The sequence below is a fragment of the Collinsella sp. CLA-ER-H5 genome (assembly GCF_040092375.1).
Classification (GTDB): Bacteria; Actinomycetota; Coriobacteriia; order Coriobacteriales; family Coriobacteriaceae; genus Collinsella.
On sequence record NZ_JBBNLR010000003.1, the window covers coordinates 1 to 13728 of the forward strand.

Below are 13728 nucleotides of genomic sequence, written 5' to 3' on the forward strand. Positions count from 1 at the left end.
TCGACGCGATCCAAACGTATCTGCGCAATCTGTAATTGCGCTCGCTAAGTGATGCAATTATAACGATTGTTTGAACATCTAGGCAAAAATACCGATAGTTTTGTAGCGAATTCTCAATTCTCTTGACATTTGCTCGGATTAACCTTCGTTTATTCGCTATGAAATATCTATTTCTACTGGTAATTAAGCCAGCTATCAGTTTTTTAATAGCATTTTATTTATTTGCACAACATTTTGCTCAAGAGCAAACATCCTGTGAACGATCGAAAATCGACCGTGAGCGGTAGGCCATTAACCGGGATGAATATCCTATCAAATTGGTGAGAATATCTTAAACCCATCGGTGATTAGAAGCGTAATGTTCTGACGACCATATTTGAATTTTCGCGCAGATTTTCGGTATCAATTCGCCCAAATCGCCTGAGGCCACCACAAAGGCGCCTGCTCCCTTTGTGGTGGTTCTCCCCCCTGCGCTACAGCAGATGCTCCTCGATAAAGGTCGCGATGCCGTCTTTGTCGTTGCTGGCGGTTACAAAGTCGGCGGCGGAGCGGGTGGCATCGCTGCCATTTGCCATGGCCACGCCCACGCCGGCGTCAGCCACCATGCAGGTGTCGTTATCGGCATCGCCAAACACGCAGATGTTCTGGAGCTCCATGTCGTTGAGCTCCGCCACGCGCACAAGGCCGCGCGTCTTGGACACGCGCGGATCCATGAACTCGTAGAGTCGCTGCGTGGTTTGCAGAGCCGCCGCCTTAACAGTGTTATCGGCAAACGTCGATGCCCGCTCAATCACCCGCGGCATTACCTCGGGCGTCATAGTAAACATCACCTTGGGCTGCGGCTCGCTCAAGAACTCGGCAAAATCGACCACCTGATAGGGCACGCCGTCGACGCGCGACAGGTGCTCGACGCACGCATTGCTCTCGGGCACGTAGAACACGCCGTCTCGGGGGCAGACGGGCGTTGCCGGAAGGTCCGCCATGTGCTTGCAGATGCGCGCGATGGTCTCGCCCGGCAGAGGGTAGCTCAGCTCGTTGATGTCGTGCGCGCGGTCGATGACCTCGGCGCCGCCGCAGCCCACCAGCACGTCTACCAGGCCTTCAATGCCCCAGAGCTCGTACATGGCCTCGGTCGCGTGGGCGTCGCGCCCGGTGCACAGGCCAAAGAGCACGCCACGCTCGCGCAGGGCGCGAATCGCCGCCACGGTGCGCGGGGACACCGTGTGCTGGCTCGTGAGCAGCGTGCCGTCGATATCGCAGAACACGGCTTTGATGTGGCTGAAGGTGGTGTCCATGGGGGCCTTTCTGGGTTGTGCGGCGGTGTGGGGTGTATTCGTGAACGGCGTACATGGTATACCAAGGCGCAGGTGCGGCCCGTCAAAGCAAAAACCACCACAAAGGTGCCTGGCCCCTTTGTGGTGGAAGTGACGTTTGCGGGCCAAGCCATCACAACATTCGATGTTTTTCGCCATAATTGAGATTTCCATCGAATGTTGTGATGGTTTTTACTGCCTTGCGGCACGATCAAAATGCCGGCGTCCAAACAGCAGCAACGCCGTAGGGACCGCCGTCACGACCATGCCTGCCCCCACGAGTGTCTGCTGTACGCCAAATGTCGCCGCCAGCCACGGGGCAATCGCCAGCGGCGCCACGCCGGCGAACATATTGCCAAAGCCCATGACCGAGTTCACTCGACCGAGCTGCTCGAGCGGGGCCGTCGTTTGCACAATGGTGTTGTGGAGCGGGTTGACGACGCCCCACGCCACGCCCAGGAAAATCTGGCCGACGAGGGCTACACCCACGTACGGTGTTCCCACATAGAGCAAACTTCCCAGGCCCACGGACATAAGCGCCACGAGCAGCGTTTTAAGGTTGACCAGGTGCGGCGGCAAGCGGAGCGCGAGGACGGCGCCCAGCACCGCGCCGACACCGCTGGCCGACGAGAGCCAGCCCATCCACTCAACGCCGACATGCAGGACATCGCGATAGAAGAACGACTCGAGCGGGTCGAAGGCTCCATAGCCAAAGTTCGAAAGAAAAATGATGCAGAAAAGTAGCGCGAGGACGCTGTTGGTGAAGACTGTCTTGATGCTGGCTGCGAAGGTGGCGCGGGCGGACGTGCTGGGGTTGGAGCTTTGTCCCGCACGCTCCCCTTCCTCCGCCGAATCGGCATCCGCATCCCCGGCGACATGGCTGGTCTGCGGCCTAAAGCCCCAACCGACGACGAACGCCAGCACGGTAAAGAGCATCATAAGCACAAACACCGCGCGCGACGACGCAGCCGCCGCGACAAAGCCGCCCAACGTGGGTCCGACGATAATACTCACGTTTGAGAACATGGCGATGGCGGAGTTGATGTCTTTGAGCTCGACAGGATCGTCGGTGAGGTAGGCCGGATAGGACGTGGCAATGGGCTGGGCGAATCCCATCGTAAAGCCCAGGAGCATCGCACCGGCAAGGACTGTTCCGGTCGTGCTGCCAAAGGCGATGATTGCCGTGCCAGTTGCAAGAGCGCCGATGATGCTCAGCAAGAAATGGCGGCGCGGACCCCAGGCGTCGAGCGCCGCGCCGCCCGCAAAGGACCCCAGGATCACAAATACATTCATAAACAGGACGGCCAGCGATGTCGCCACGACTGAGGCATCGTCTGCATAGGTGAGCGTTCCGATGACGCCGATAAAGTAGCTGGTCTGAAAACCGGTGTAGATGAGGAAGCGCATTGCCACCAGGCGCTTGGCCTGCACGGACAGCGACGATTGAGGCTTTGAGAAAAGAGATGATAGCATGGAGACTCCTTGTTTCATACGAATACGGGCGGTGGGCATTCGCCACCGTCTGTCAAATCAATCTATCCGCATGAAACATTAAGGACGCATCGAGCCCCTTTTCTCCGTTTTTCGCCCGTCATGAACTACTTGGTAGATTGTAAGGCATGTCCCGATAATCTACCAAAGCAAAAACCACCACAAAGGTGCCTGTCCCCTTTGTGGTGGAATGACGTTTGCCCAGATAAAACCTGCCAAAATAAACCTGTCCCTTTTTGGCACGTTATGACAGCGCAGCGTCAAGCCTTAAAGGTGATCTTGGATAAGGTCGCAGATGGCTCGAGCGTCGTTGATGTTGATGGCTCGGGTCGCAAAGCCGGCGTCGAAGGCCTGGCGTGCCAGGGCCTCGTTGCAGGCAAGGGCCAGCGTGTGACCGTCGACCAGGTCGAGCGAGCTCTTGCCGCGTAGACGGTCGACACCAGATCGCGCGACGACGATGTTGTCGAAGCCCTCGGTCTTGTAGCCCTCGATGATCACCACGTCGACATCGTTGTAGCGCGACAGCAGCTCGCGCGCGGGCATCTCGTTCTCCTCGCGCGTGTCGGCGTACTCCGCCCAACGCGTGGCGCAGATGAGGCCCACGTGCTTGGATCCGGCCTGGTGATGGCGCCAGGTGTCCTTAGCGGGCACATCGATATCAAAGCCATGATGCCCATGATGCTTGAGCGAACCCACGCGCAGGCCGCGACGGGTGAGCTCGGCAATGACCTTCTCGACGAGCGTGGTCTTGCCCGAGTTTTGGTAGCCGATAAACGCGATCGCGGGGACGGCCGGTGTCGGAGCTGCGGGCGCGACGGCGACGGATGCGCTCGCGGGCGCGGCACCGTCAGCGGCCACGGCTTCAACAGCAGCGGCCTGACGCCCTGCGCGATCCCACACGCCCGAGCGGCCGCCCTCCTTGTGCAGCAGGCGCACGTCGACGATCTCCATACCGCGGTCGACCGCCTTGCACATGTCATAGATCGTGAGGCACGCGGCACTCGCGCCGGTCAGGGCCTCCATCTCAATACCCGTCTTGCCCGTCACGCCCGCCGTGACCAACACATGAAAGCCAACCTGCCCGTCCGCGCGCGGCGGCGCCCAGCCCTCGGGCACGTCCTCGGCAGGCGTCCCCGCCGGCGCGATAGGCTCGATATCGCACTTACTCTTGGTAATGAGCAACGGATGGCACATGGGGATGATGTCACTCGTACGTTTGATGGCCATGATGCCCGCAACGCGTGCGCAAGCGAGCACGTCGCCCTTTTTAGCGCCATCCTGCAGCACCATGGCCTGCGTCTCGGGGTGCATAAGAATCGTGCCCTCGGCGATGGCAATGCGATGGGTCTCGGCCTTGTCGGACACGTCAACCATGCGCACCTCGCCCTTGGCATCCACGTGCGTCAGCTCGTCGCGGCGGGCGTCGCGGGCGGGCTCGGCAACAGTGCCGGCGGACGGCTGTACCGCCGCGGACCCAGCGGTGTTGCTGGCAGCAGCCGTGGCTTTATGGGCAGACATCGCGGCCCTGCGAGCGGCCTTGGTGGCATCGGCGTACCTGCTCTTGGCCATATGATCATCCTCCGATTTGGGACATAAATCGTTGCGTGCCCTCAATTATCGCGTGTTCCTGCGGTTTGTGGGCCACAGCATCGCGCCAAATCGAAAGTACCTGCATATCATCACCACGGCGCAACGCCTCGCGCACCGAATACTCGGCATCGCTGAACAGGCACGGACGCACGTTGCCATCGGCCGTCAGGCGCAGGCGGTTGCAGCTCGCGCAAAAATGGTTGGACATGGCGCTGATGAAGCCGACCGTTCCCGCCGCGCCCGGAAAGCGCCAATAGCGCGCGGGGCCCGCGCCGGCAGGAGCGTCGGTGATGTCAAGCGGTTCGAGCTCGCCCAGACCCATCGCGGCGGCCCCGGCATTGACGCGCGCCCGCAGCTCGTCGCTCGGCACGCTGTCGCTCGCATCCCACAACTCGGGGTTGAGCGTGGGTGCGTGAGGGTCCACGGCGCAATGCGAGCTCGTGCGCTCGTCGCCGATGGGCATGTATTCGATAAAGCGCAGGTGGATGGGGCGGTCGACGGTCAGTCGTGCGAGGGCCGCCACATCCTGGTTGAGCCGGCGCACAACAACGCAGTTGACCTTAACGGGCTCAAAGCCCCAAGCCAGCGCCGCGTCGATGCCAGCCATGGTCTGCTCGAGTCGACCCAGGCGCGTGATCTTTCCAAAGAGCGTAGGGTCGAGCGTGTCGAGCGAAATGTTGACGCGGTTAAGCCCCGCGTCCTTGAGCTGCGGCGCCAGCTTGGGCAGCAGGGCTCCGTTGGTGGTGAGCGAGATGTCCTCGATCCGCGGAATCGCGCGGATGTCGCGAATGAGCGGGATGATACGGCGGCTGACCAGCGGCTCGCCGCCCGTCAGGCGTACGCGGCGAATGCCCTCCCCCGCCACCAAGCGCACAAAGCGGGCGATTTCCTCGGCGCTGAGTAGCTCGTCGTGTGCACGGGGCGCCACGCCATCGGCCGGCATGCAGTAAATGCAGCGGAAATTGCACTTGTCGGTAACGGCAATGCGCAGGTAGTTGATATCGCGGCCAAAGCCGTCATGTTGCACGTGCCCGTCCACGCAGCCCTCCCCTCACGCGGCGTTTTATTCTTCGGAAAACATAATACCCCACGAGAGAATCATGCCGACACCCGTACGACAGGACAGGTCGCTTCGAGCAAAACGGACTTCCCAAGCCCATCCTCAACACACAGACCATCACAACATTCGATGCTTTTCCCGTTTTTGGCATAAAACGTCGAATGTTGTGATGGTTTGCCTGCCCACGGCACCCCGTAGAAAGACCAAAGCGCCCCTAGAGGCCGCCGTCCCAGTGGCGAATCACGAATTCTCGAAGGTCGTTCTGCCGCTTTTGGAACGCTTCGCTTCGGTCGCACTTGAGGCCCATAGCGAGCGCAATGGCGTTCATCGCCCGGTGCAATTGCAGCTGATGGGCAAACTGAGTCCCGGTGAGGACGATCATCCTAAAGCCCAGCGCGCTCAGTACGGTCATACGCTCCGCATCCGACGCGCTGCGCTGTTTATCAAGATGGTCCGAGCCGTTGTATTCAATCCCCGTACCGCTCGCAGGCGCATATACGTCGATCTCGAAATACCCGGCCTTTGCGAGACACTTGAACTCGTTGGGAACATCGACCCTATGGTTGAGCTCGATTTTGGCGTATCCCAGCCCGCCCTGGAAACGTTTTGCTACGACCATGATTGCGGTGGCCGTCTCCATGGGCGACCGCGCGCCATCGTGCACGCGCTTGAGCACGGCGGCCGCGCGTATAGCCCCCTGACGAGATCGGTTCTCATTGCAATAGGCAATCAAGTCGGCAACGGTATACCTCTGCCCCATCTCGATATAATCGCCTGTCGACAGATGATTCAAATGGTATCGGGCGCAGATTTCGTAGCCATATTCCAGCTGCTCGGGCTCACTCATCCACGAACCCGCCTGGACAAAGCACATGGCCTCATCAACCACCAGAAGGCCCTCTGCCACCTCGATAAGATGGCCTGGAGGTACCGGCGCCCCAAACACGTGGCACCTAAATCCAGCCGGCGTCGAGCGCTCAAAATCGAAGTTGACGAGCGTGTCGATATGATCGAGCTCTTCTCGTGGAATACCGAGCGCAACCAGATAGTCGGTAACGATCCCAACTGCCGTTGAAGCCCTCAGCCCCTTGGCATCGAGCCCCAATTTGGGCAGGCTCGCGGTCGGCTCCGCCTCGTTAGTAAGCGAGTCCTCATCGTATAGGCTGCTTGCTCGCGAGAGCGGCTCGGACGGGCGCGCCACGTTGTGGTACAGCCAGGCAGTCTTATGGGACAGGACGATCGGCAGGTCCATGAGCCCTCCAATGGAGTCGGATAACCAACCTTATTCCCCTGCCCACGGGTCCGCACACCTTCGTGCGCAAGAAAGCGATTCCACCCGGTCGAGTGGCAGAAAAACCATCACAACATTCGATGCTTTTCCCGATTTTGGCAAAAAACGTCGAATGTTGTGACGGTTTGAGGCGAGGTGAGGGGCACGGAGGGGTCAAAGTATCGTGCTCGAACGGGTTAATCCAGCTCTTTTAAGCCATGCGCCAGCTGCCAGTACTCGCCGTGCTGGGCGAGTAGCTCTTCGTGCGTGCCGCGCTCGATGATGCGGCCGTGTTCGAGGACCATGATGGCGTCGGCGCCGCGGACAGTGGACAGGCGGTGCGCGATCATAAACGTGGTGCGACCGCGCATGATGCGGTCCATACCGCGCTCGATGAGCTTTTCGGTACGCGTGTCAATGGAGCTCGTGGCCTCGTCCAGGATGAGCACCGGCGGATCGGCGACGGCCACGCGCGCGATGGCGAGCAGCTGACGCTGACCCTGCGACAGGTTGGCGCCGTCGGCCGTGACCGGTGTGTCGTAGCCCCGCGGCAGACGGCGGATAAACGAGTCGGCGCAGGCGGCCTCGGCAGCGGCGCGTACCTCCTCGTCGGTCGCGTCGAGCTTGCCAAAGCGGATGTTCTGCGCAATGGTGCCGCTAAACAGGTGTGTGTCCTGCAGCACAATGCCGAGCGACCCGCGCAGGCTGGCCTTGGCAATGTGCTTGACGTCGATGCCGTCGTACGTGATCTCGCCGTCATCGACCTCGTAGAAGCGGTTGATGAGGTTGGTGATGGTCGTCTTTCCGGCGCCCGTCGAGCCAACAAAGGCGATCTTTTGCCCCGGCTTGGCGAACAGGTTGAGGTCCGTGAGCACGCGCGTGCCCGGCACGTAGGAAAAGTCCACGGCGTGGAAACGCACGTCGCCGGCGAGCGGGACCAGACCGGTAACAAGCTCGGTACCATCGGCCGCCACCGCACGACCCGATTCATCAACGGCGGCCACGTCGTGCAGATGTCCATACGTGCCCACACCCTGGCCCTCGGGAATCTTCCACGCCCACGCGGCGTCGCCCGTCTGCACCAGCTCCACGCAGCCCTCGTCCACCTCGGGCTTAAGGTCCATAGCCGCAAACAGGCGCTCGGCACCGGCCAACGCATTGAGCAAGAAGTTGCCCAGCTGCGTAAACTGGTTGATGGGCATGGCGGCTTGGCGCACAAAGACCAGGTAGCTTGCAAGCGCACCCACGTCGGCCAGGCCCTTGATGCAGAGCATGCCGCCCGCCACGGCGACGATGGCATAGTTGACGTAGCCGATCACCACGGTCATAGGCACCATCGAGTTGGCGTAGGCCTGTGCGGCGCCACCGGTACGGCGCAGCTCCTGGTTGCGCGTGTCAAAACCGGCAACATTGGCCTGCTCGTGGTTAAAGACCTTAATGACCTTTTGGCCCGAGACCATCTCCTCGACGTATCCGTCCAAGTCGCCGAGCGATGCCTGCTGGGCGGCAAAAAAGCGCTTGGAGCGGGCACCCGAGTAGCGCGCGTACAGCACAATGGCAACATCGCACGCGAGCGTGATAATCGTGAGATGCCAGTTAAGAATGATGAGCATGGCTGTGGTGCCGATCACCTGAATGGTCGCCTGAATCACGTTGGCAAAGCTGTTGTTGAGTGCCTCGGAGACCGTGTCGACGTCGTTGGTGAAGAAGCTCATGATGTCGCCCGAGCGCGTACTGTCAAAGTAACTGAGCGGCAGCGTCTGGATGTGCGCGAACAGGTCGCGGCGAATATCGGACACCACACGTTGGGCTGCGCGCACCATAATCTGCGAGTAGCCCAGGGCCGAGAGCACGCCCGCGGCGTAGATGATCGCCGTCAGGATGACCTGCTTGACGAGCAGTTCCTCCCCGCCCGTAGCCAAACCGTTAACGATAGGGCGCACCATGTAGGTGCCGGCGAGGCTCGCGATGGCGGCGACGGAGGCGAGCACGCCCACCGCCAGCAACGAGAACTTGGCATGCCCCATGTAGGAGAGTAAGCGGCGCACAGTGCGCTTGAGGTCGGCCGGGCGTGCTTGGGCTGCGGTCTTAGGCATGGCGCTCACCCCCTTCCAAGGGCGATTCGCTGGGGACGGAGGAAAACGGATCATTCGCGCAACCATCGTCGCTGCCGTCGCCGGCGTCCGCGTTCCTCGCAAACTCCATCTGCGAGGCGTAAATCTCCTGGTATATGTTGTCGCCCGCCAGCAGTTCCTCGTGCGTGCCCACGCCGTGGACACGACCGTCGTCCAGCACCACAATGCGATCGGCATCCATGACGCTCGCGATGCGCTGGGCGATGATGAGCACGGTCGCATCGGGAATCCGAGCGATGTGCTCGCGAATCTTAGCGTCGGTCGCCATATCGACCGCGCTGGTGGAGTCATCAAAAATGAGCACGCGCGGATGCTTGAGCAGCGTGCGCGCGATGCACAGGCGTTGCTTCTGGCCACCCGAGACACCGGCGCCGCCTTGGCCCAACTCGCCGTCCAGCCCGCCGATGCGATCAAGGAACTCGTCCACGCACGCCGCGCGGCAAGCCGCGAGGAGCTCATCGTCCGACGCCTGCGGATTGCCCCACTGCAGGTTCTCGCGCACGGTACCCGTAAACAGCACATTCTTTTGCAGCACAATGCCCACAGCGTCGCGCAAGGCGGCGAGGTCGTAGTCGCGCACGTCGCGTCCGCCCACAAGCACGGCGCCTTCGGTGGCGTCGTACAGGCGCGCAATCAGCTGCACAAGCGAGCTCTTGCCCGAGCCCGTGCCGCCGAGGATGCCCACCGTCGAGCCGCTCTCGATGCGAAGGTCGATATGCTGGAGCACATCCTCGGCTGCATCCGCGCGGTATTTAAAGGAAACGTCGCGAAACTCGATACTGCCGTCCGCTGGCGCCGCAATCGCGAGGTCTCCCGCGGGGTTGGCGATAAAGGGTTCCTCATCGAGCACCTCGGCGATACGGCCCACACTCGTAAGAGCGCGCGTGAGCAGCAAAAACACGTTGGAAATCATCATGAGCGAATTCATGATCAGCAGCACGTAGCTCATAAAGCCCGTGAGCGAGCCCACGCCCAGCTTGCCGGCGAGAATCATGCGGCCGCCAATCCACAGGATAGAGAGCGCAGCCACGTACATCGACAGCTGAAACACCGGCAGGTTGAGCACCGCGCTGCCAAAGGTCTTTGTCGCAGTGCCGGCGAGCTCGGTATTGACGGTGTCGAACTTGGCCTCCTCGTGCTCGGCACGCACATACGCCTTGACGGCACGCACGGCGGTGAGGTCTTCCTGTACCACGCCGTTGAGGTGGTCCATCGAGGTCTGGAGTTGGCGGTAGAGCGGACTGACGCGATAGGTGATGGCGCCCAGTACGATTGCCAGCACGGGCAAGATGATCGCAAAGACGGTGGCGAGCGGGCGCGACAGCATCAGCGCGTAGATAAGGCCGACGATAAGCGTCACCGGGCCGCGCACCATAGGGCGAAAGCCGTTGCCCACAGCATTTTGGATAACGGTGATGTCCGTGGTCATGCGGGTGACGAGCGAGCTGGCGTCGTAGTTGTCCAGGTTACCAAAAGCGAGCGTCTGAATCTTTTTGTACTCGGCCTCGCGCAGGTTAGCGCCTAGGCCCGAGGCAACGCGGGCGGACGTGCAGGCATAACCCAAGCCCAGTACCAGCGAAAGCGCAGCGCACACCAGCATGTACGCGCCCTGCAGCAGCATGTAGTTGATATCACCCGCAGGCACGCCCACATCGATGATGTTGGCCATGATGACCGGGATAAACAGCTCGAGCACCGTCTCGACCGACACAAAGAACACGCCGAGGATGGCATCGCGACGGTATGCCCCTAGATAGGAAAACAGTATTTTGAGATTGCGCACGCAGGTTCAACCCCCATCAAACGTTGTTCGCAAACGCACGTATTATTGCGCGCCGAATAATGGTGTCAAGTATTCCGAAATCGTTTTCTGCAAGGTTAGCGCCGGCGGCGAGTTCTCGTGATGTGTGTCCATATTCACTCGGAATAATGGTGCGCGAGACTTTTTCGCTCCGGCGTCAACACAAACCTTGACTCTACAATCGTTGTAGGGTTTTCACTACACTGGTACGTAAACAAACCCAGCCAGAAAGCCCCGCCCATGGAACACGACCTCACACGCGGCAATGTCCTTAAGACCATCGCGGTCTTTGCCCTGCCCTATATGCTCTCGTACTTTTTGCAGATGCTCTACGGCATGGCCGACCTGTACATGATGGGGCAGTTTAGCGGCGCCGCCGGTATCACCGCCGTGGGCAATGGCGCGCAGACGCTCTATATCATTACCGTGACGCTCGTGGGCCTGGCCATGGGAACGACGGTGATCGTCGGCCACGCCGTGGGCTCGCGCCGCTTCGACCGCGCCGAGACCGCCATCGGCAATACCATCACGCTCTTTATGGGCGTCTCGGTGGTGCTGGCCGCTGTCCTGCTTGCATTGTGTCCGCAGATTGTGGCACTCATTGGCACGCCGGCCGAGGCGGTCGAAGGAACCGCCGCCTACCTGCGCATCTGCTTTGTCGGCATTCCGTTTATCGCCGCATACAACATCCTCTCGGCCATCTTTCGCGGGCTGGGCGATTCGCGCTCGCCCATGTACGTGATCGGCGTGGCATGCATCATCAACATCGCGCTCGACTTTCTATTTATCGGCCACATGGGACTCGGCCCCGTGGGTGCGGCGCTCGGCACGGTAACCGCCCAGACGGCAAGCGTTGCCCTCGCGCTCGTGTGGCTCAAGAGCCGTCGCACGAACATCCACGTTAAGCGTAGCGACCTGCGCCCCCAGCCCGAGGTGCTCGGCAGCATTCTTAAGATCGGCGTGCCCGTGGCCGTGCAGGACGGCTGCATCCAGGTGGCGTTTATGTTCATCACCGTCATTGCCAACCACCGAGGGCTCGTCGACGCTGCCGCCGTGGGCCTGGCCGAAAAGATGATCAGCTTTTTGTTCATTGTGCCGAGTTCCATGGGCGCTACCGTCAGTGCACTCACGGCGCAAAACGCCGGCGCGGGCAAGGGCGACCGTGCACGTCAGGTGCTCAAAGACGCCATGACGATCTCGGTGGTGTACGGCTGTCTGATCACGGTGCTGATGTGGCTAGTGGCGCCGGCGTTTATCGGCTTTTTTGCCAAGGACGCCGCGGTAGTCGCGGCCGGCACCGGCTATATGCGCAGCTATATTTTCGACGCGATTTTTGCCGGCATCCACATTTGCTTTAGCGGCTTTTTCGCTGCGTATGGCAAGAGCTACATCGGCTTTGCGCACAACGTACTAGCCGTGGCGCTCATTCGCGTGCCGGGCGCGTGGCTGCTGTCGAACGCCTATTCCGACACGCTGTTTCCCATGGGCATCGCCTCGCCGTGCGGATCGATTTTGTCGGCGGTCATCTGTGTTGTCGCGTTTACCGTGCTCAACCGGCGCGGGGCTTTTGACAAGTTGGCAGCGTAGCGGGGCAACGTGAGATTGCCCTGATCGACGACATCATCAGCGACGATCCCACAACCTACGTGACGCAGATCACGGTGCCGGTTGCCCCGTCCAAATAAGAACTGCCCAGAAAACGTTCGGCTGAAAGCAGAATCTTGACGTTATAGGCCATATTTTGCCTCAAGGTCATCGAGAGCCTCAAAGGCATCACGCGCCATGCCAGCAGTACGCTCCCGCTCGGCCACAGCTATACGAGCCATCAGACGAGCCTTAGCCTGTTCCTGAACCATGAAGTCATAGTCTTCAGATCGAAGTACAACAAATTTGCTATAGCCGTTTTTTGTAACAGTCACTGGACCAGGAGCCTCCCAACAAGCTCGCCAAACGCCGGGGACAATCCCCGATATGGCGGTTTTACTCCTCCGGAATCGGAAACGCACGGATGAACTCTGCAGGCGAGAAGGTCTTGATGGTCGAGCGCACAAAAGCGGCGCGGTCACGCGTGATGATAAAGTCCACGCCGGCACGCTCGGCCATCGCACGGATACAGCCGTCCTCAAAGTCCGGCTCATCGGAATAGGCGGAGGTAAAACAAGCTTCTTGGTCGAGAGGCTCTACCGAGTAGCTCTTAAGACAGTCGCGCACTACCTCGCGGGCGCGCGCCTCGTCTGTCTGTTTAGTGAGAATGTAGTACGCGTCCTTGAGAGAGCAGGCCGAAACAACACCCTCGATAAGTCCCACGTCAACGAGCCCCTTGATCGTTTGCGCCGCTGCGTGCTCCAGCCGGCCCGGAAGCACGCAATCGAGCAGAAAGTTGGTATCAAGAAATGCCCTCATAGGTAGCGCTCCCTCGCGACGCGCTTTTCATCTTCAACCGTCATCGTATCGAGCGGCGTTCCCTTTGGCATGTTAGCCACGATATCGAGATACTCCTGGTAGTCCTCATTCTCCGCGAGCATCTCACGGATCTCCTTCCAGGTGATCTTGGGATGCCACATCGTACCCACGTCGCGCTTGGGCTTGTCCGTGCCGCACGCCGGCTTTGCGCCCCCACGCTCCTGAGCAGCGTCATATTCCACCGCAACGGGGCTTTCATAGTCGAGCGGCACGATCTTGAACAACGGCTTGCTCCGCTTGAAGACCACAACCTCCTCGCCATCATTGGCAACCCTTTCGGCCACCTGCGTAAGGTTTTGGCGCAGTTCCGAAAACGCGACGGTAACCATAACTGCTCCTCTCAACATATATCTTTACTGCTAAGTATACACGTTAATGTTAATGTTAAAGTGTATAAAACTCATCACGATGGGGCAGCCCTGTTGTGGGACCTCACTGCGGGGCCCCTTTGCTTTGTATGAATCTTCTATCGCTCCGGAACGACACCGCTCCGCAGGGTCACCCTCAGCAACCTACATGACGCGGATCATGCTGCCCGCCACCACGCCCAAATAAAAACCTCCCGGAAAGTATCAACCTTTCCGGGAGGTTTTCTAATTTGATTA

The 13728-nt window shown here is 60.2% G+C and carries 11 protein-coding genes; 1 reads left to right on the forward strand and 10 read right to left on the reverse strand.

Going from position 1 to position 13728, the window contains the following annotated elements; translation table 11 throughout:
* Positions 1–473: 473 nt before the first annotated feature.
* The 7 genes from AAAX31_RS01800 to AAAX31_RS01830 all read right to left on the reverse strand — a co-directional run bounded on the left by AAAX31_RS01800 (position 474) and on the right by AAAX31_RS01830 (position 10642).
* Positions 474–1295 (reverse strand): HAD family hydrolase, encoded by an 822-nt coding sequence (locus tag AAAX31_RS01800; protein WP_349075986.1) that lies wholly within the window; start codon positions 1293–1295, stop codon positions 474–476.
* Positions 1296–1505: 210 nt separating this feature from the next.
* Positions 1506–2786: an MFS transporter gene (locus tag AAAX31_RS01805; protein ID WP_349075988.1), complete on the reverse strand. Its 1281-nt coding sequence runs from the start codon at positions 2784–2786 to the stop codon at positions 1506–1508.
* A 285-nt stretch (positions 2787–3071) separates the two neighbouring features.
* A complete protein-coding gene (gene mobB / locus AAAX31_RS01810) occupies positions 3072–4373 on the reverse strand; it encodes a molybdopterin-guanine dinucleotide biosynthesis protein B (RefSeq protein ID WP_349075990.1) in 1302 nt (433 codons plus the stop codon).
* A gap of 4 nt (positions 4374–4377) precedes the next feature.
* The gene (moaA, locus tag AAAX31_RS01815; protein ID WP_233543397.1) at positions 4378–5433 is read right to left on the reverse strand and encodes a GTP 3',8-cyclase MoaA; all 1056 of its coding nucleotides are present in this window, start codon (positions 5431–5433) and stop codon (positions 4378–4380) included.
* Between the two features lie 235 nt (positions 5434–5668).
* On the reverse strand, positions 5669–6706 hold the full coding sequence (locus tag AAAX31_RS01820) for a hypothetical protein (RefSeq protein WP_117839982.1): 1038 nt from the start codon (positions 6704–6706) through the stop codon (positions 5669–5671).
* 215 nt (positions 6707–6921) lie between these two features.
* The gene (locus AAAX31_RS01825) at positions 6922–8820 is read right to left on the reverse strand and encodes an ABC transporter ATP-binding protein (protein ID WP_349075993.1); all 1899 of its coding nucleotides are present in this window, start codon (positions 8818–8820) and stop codon (positions 6922–6924) included.
* Positions 8813–10642, reverse strand: a complete 1830-nt coding sequence (locus AAAX31_RS01830; protein ID WP_349075995.1) for an ABC transporter ATP-binding protein — start codon at positions 10640–10642, stop codon at positions 8813–8815. The genes AAAX31_RS01825 and AAAX31_RS01830 overlap by 8 nt, the downstream gene beginning before the upstream one ends.
* 258 nt (positions 10643–10900) lie before the next feature.
* On the opposite strand from AAAX31_RS01830, the gene AAAX31_RS01835 reads away from it, so the two are divergent.
* Positions 10901–12247 (forward strand): MATE family efflux transporter, encoded by a 1347-nt coding sequence (locus tag AAAX31_RS01835; protein WP_250786861.1) that lies wholly within the window; start codon positions 10901–10903, stop codon positions 12245–12247.
* 140 nt (positions 12248–12387) lie between these two features.
* Here AAAX31_RS01835 and AAAX31_RS01840 read toward each other — a convergent pair whose 3' ends face one another.
* The 3 genes from AAAX31_RS01840 to AAAX31_RS01850 form a co-directional block, all read right to left on the reverse strand.
* Positions 12388–12516, reverse strand: a complete 129-nt coding sequence (locus AAAX31_RS01840) for a hypothetical protein (RefSeq protein WP_255413492.1) — start codon at positions 12514–12516, stop codon at positions 12388–12390.
* Between the two features lie 124 nt (positions 12517–12640).
* Positions 12641–13063: a PIN domain-containing protein gene (locus AAAX31_RS01845; RefSeq protein ID WP_117770055.1), complete on the reverse strand. Its 423-nt coding sequence runs from the start codon at positions 13061–13063 to the stop codon at positions 12641–12643.
* The gene (locus AAAX31_RS01850) at positions 13060–13452 is read right to left on the reverse strand and encodes a type II toxin-antitoxin system Phd/YefM family antitoxin (protein WP_158556910.1); all 393 of its coding nucleotides are present in this window, start codon (positions 13450–13452) and stop codon (positions 13060–13062) included. The genes AAAX31_RS01845 and AAAX31_RS01850 overlap by 4 nt, the downstream gene beginning before the upstream one ends.
* Positions 13453–13728: the final 276 nt, after the last annotated feature.

Bases quoted from the DNA above. Each gene is read 5' to 3' on its own strand.
- AAAX31_RS01840 (WP_255413492.1), bottom strand. From the start codon at position 12,516: ATGGTTCAGGAACAGGCTAAGGCTCGTCTGATGGCTCGTATAGCTGTG.
- AAAX31_RS01850 (WP_158556910.1), bottom strand. From the start codon at position 13,452: ATGGTTACCGTCGCGTTTTCGGAACTGCGCCAAAACCTTACGCAGGTG.
- AAAX31_RS01800 (WP_349075986.1), bottom strand. From the start codon at position 1,295: ATGGACACCACCTTCAGCCACATCAAAGCCGTGTTCTGCGATATCGAC.
- mobB (WP_349075990.1), bottom strand. From the start codon at position 4,373: ATGGCCAAGAGCAGGTACGCCGATGCCACCAAGGCCGCTCGCAGGGCC.
- AAAX31_RS01825 (WP_349075993.1), bottom strand. From the start codon at position 8,820: ATGCCTAAGACCGCAGCCCAAGCACGCCCGGCCGACCTCAAGCGCACT.
- AAAX31_RS01835 (WP_250786861.1), top strand. From the start codon at position 10,901: ATGGAACACGACCTCACACGCGGCAATGTCCTTAAGACCATCGCGGTC.
- AAAX31_RS01845 (WP_117770055.1), bottom strand. From the start codon at position 13,063: ATGAGGGCATTTCTTGATACCAACTTTCTGCTCGATTGCGTGCTTCCG.
- AAAX31_RS01805 (WP_349075988.1), bottom strand. From the start codon at position 2,786: ATGCTATCATCTCTTTTCTCAAAGCCTCAATCGTCGCTGTCCGTGCAG.
- AAAX31_RS01820 (WP_117839982.1), bottom strand. From the start codon at position 6,706: ATGGACCTGCCGATCGTCCTGTCCCATAAGACTGCCTGGCTGTACCAC.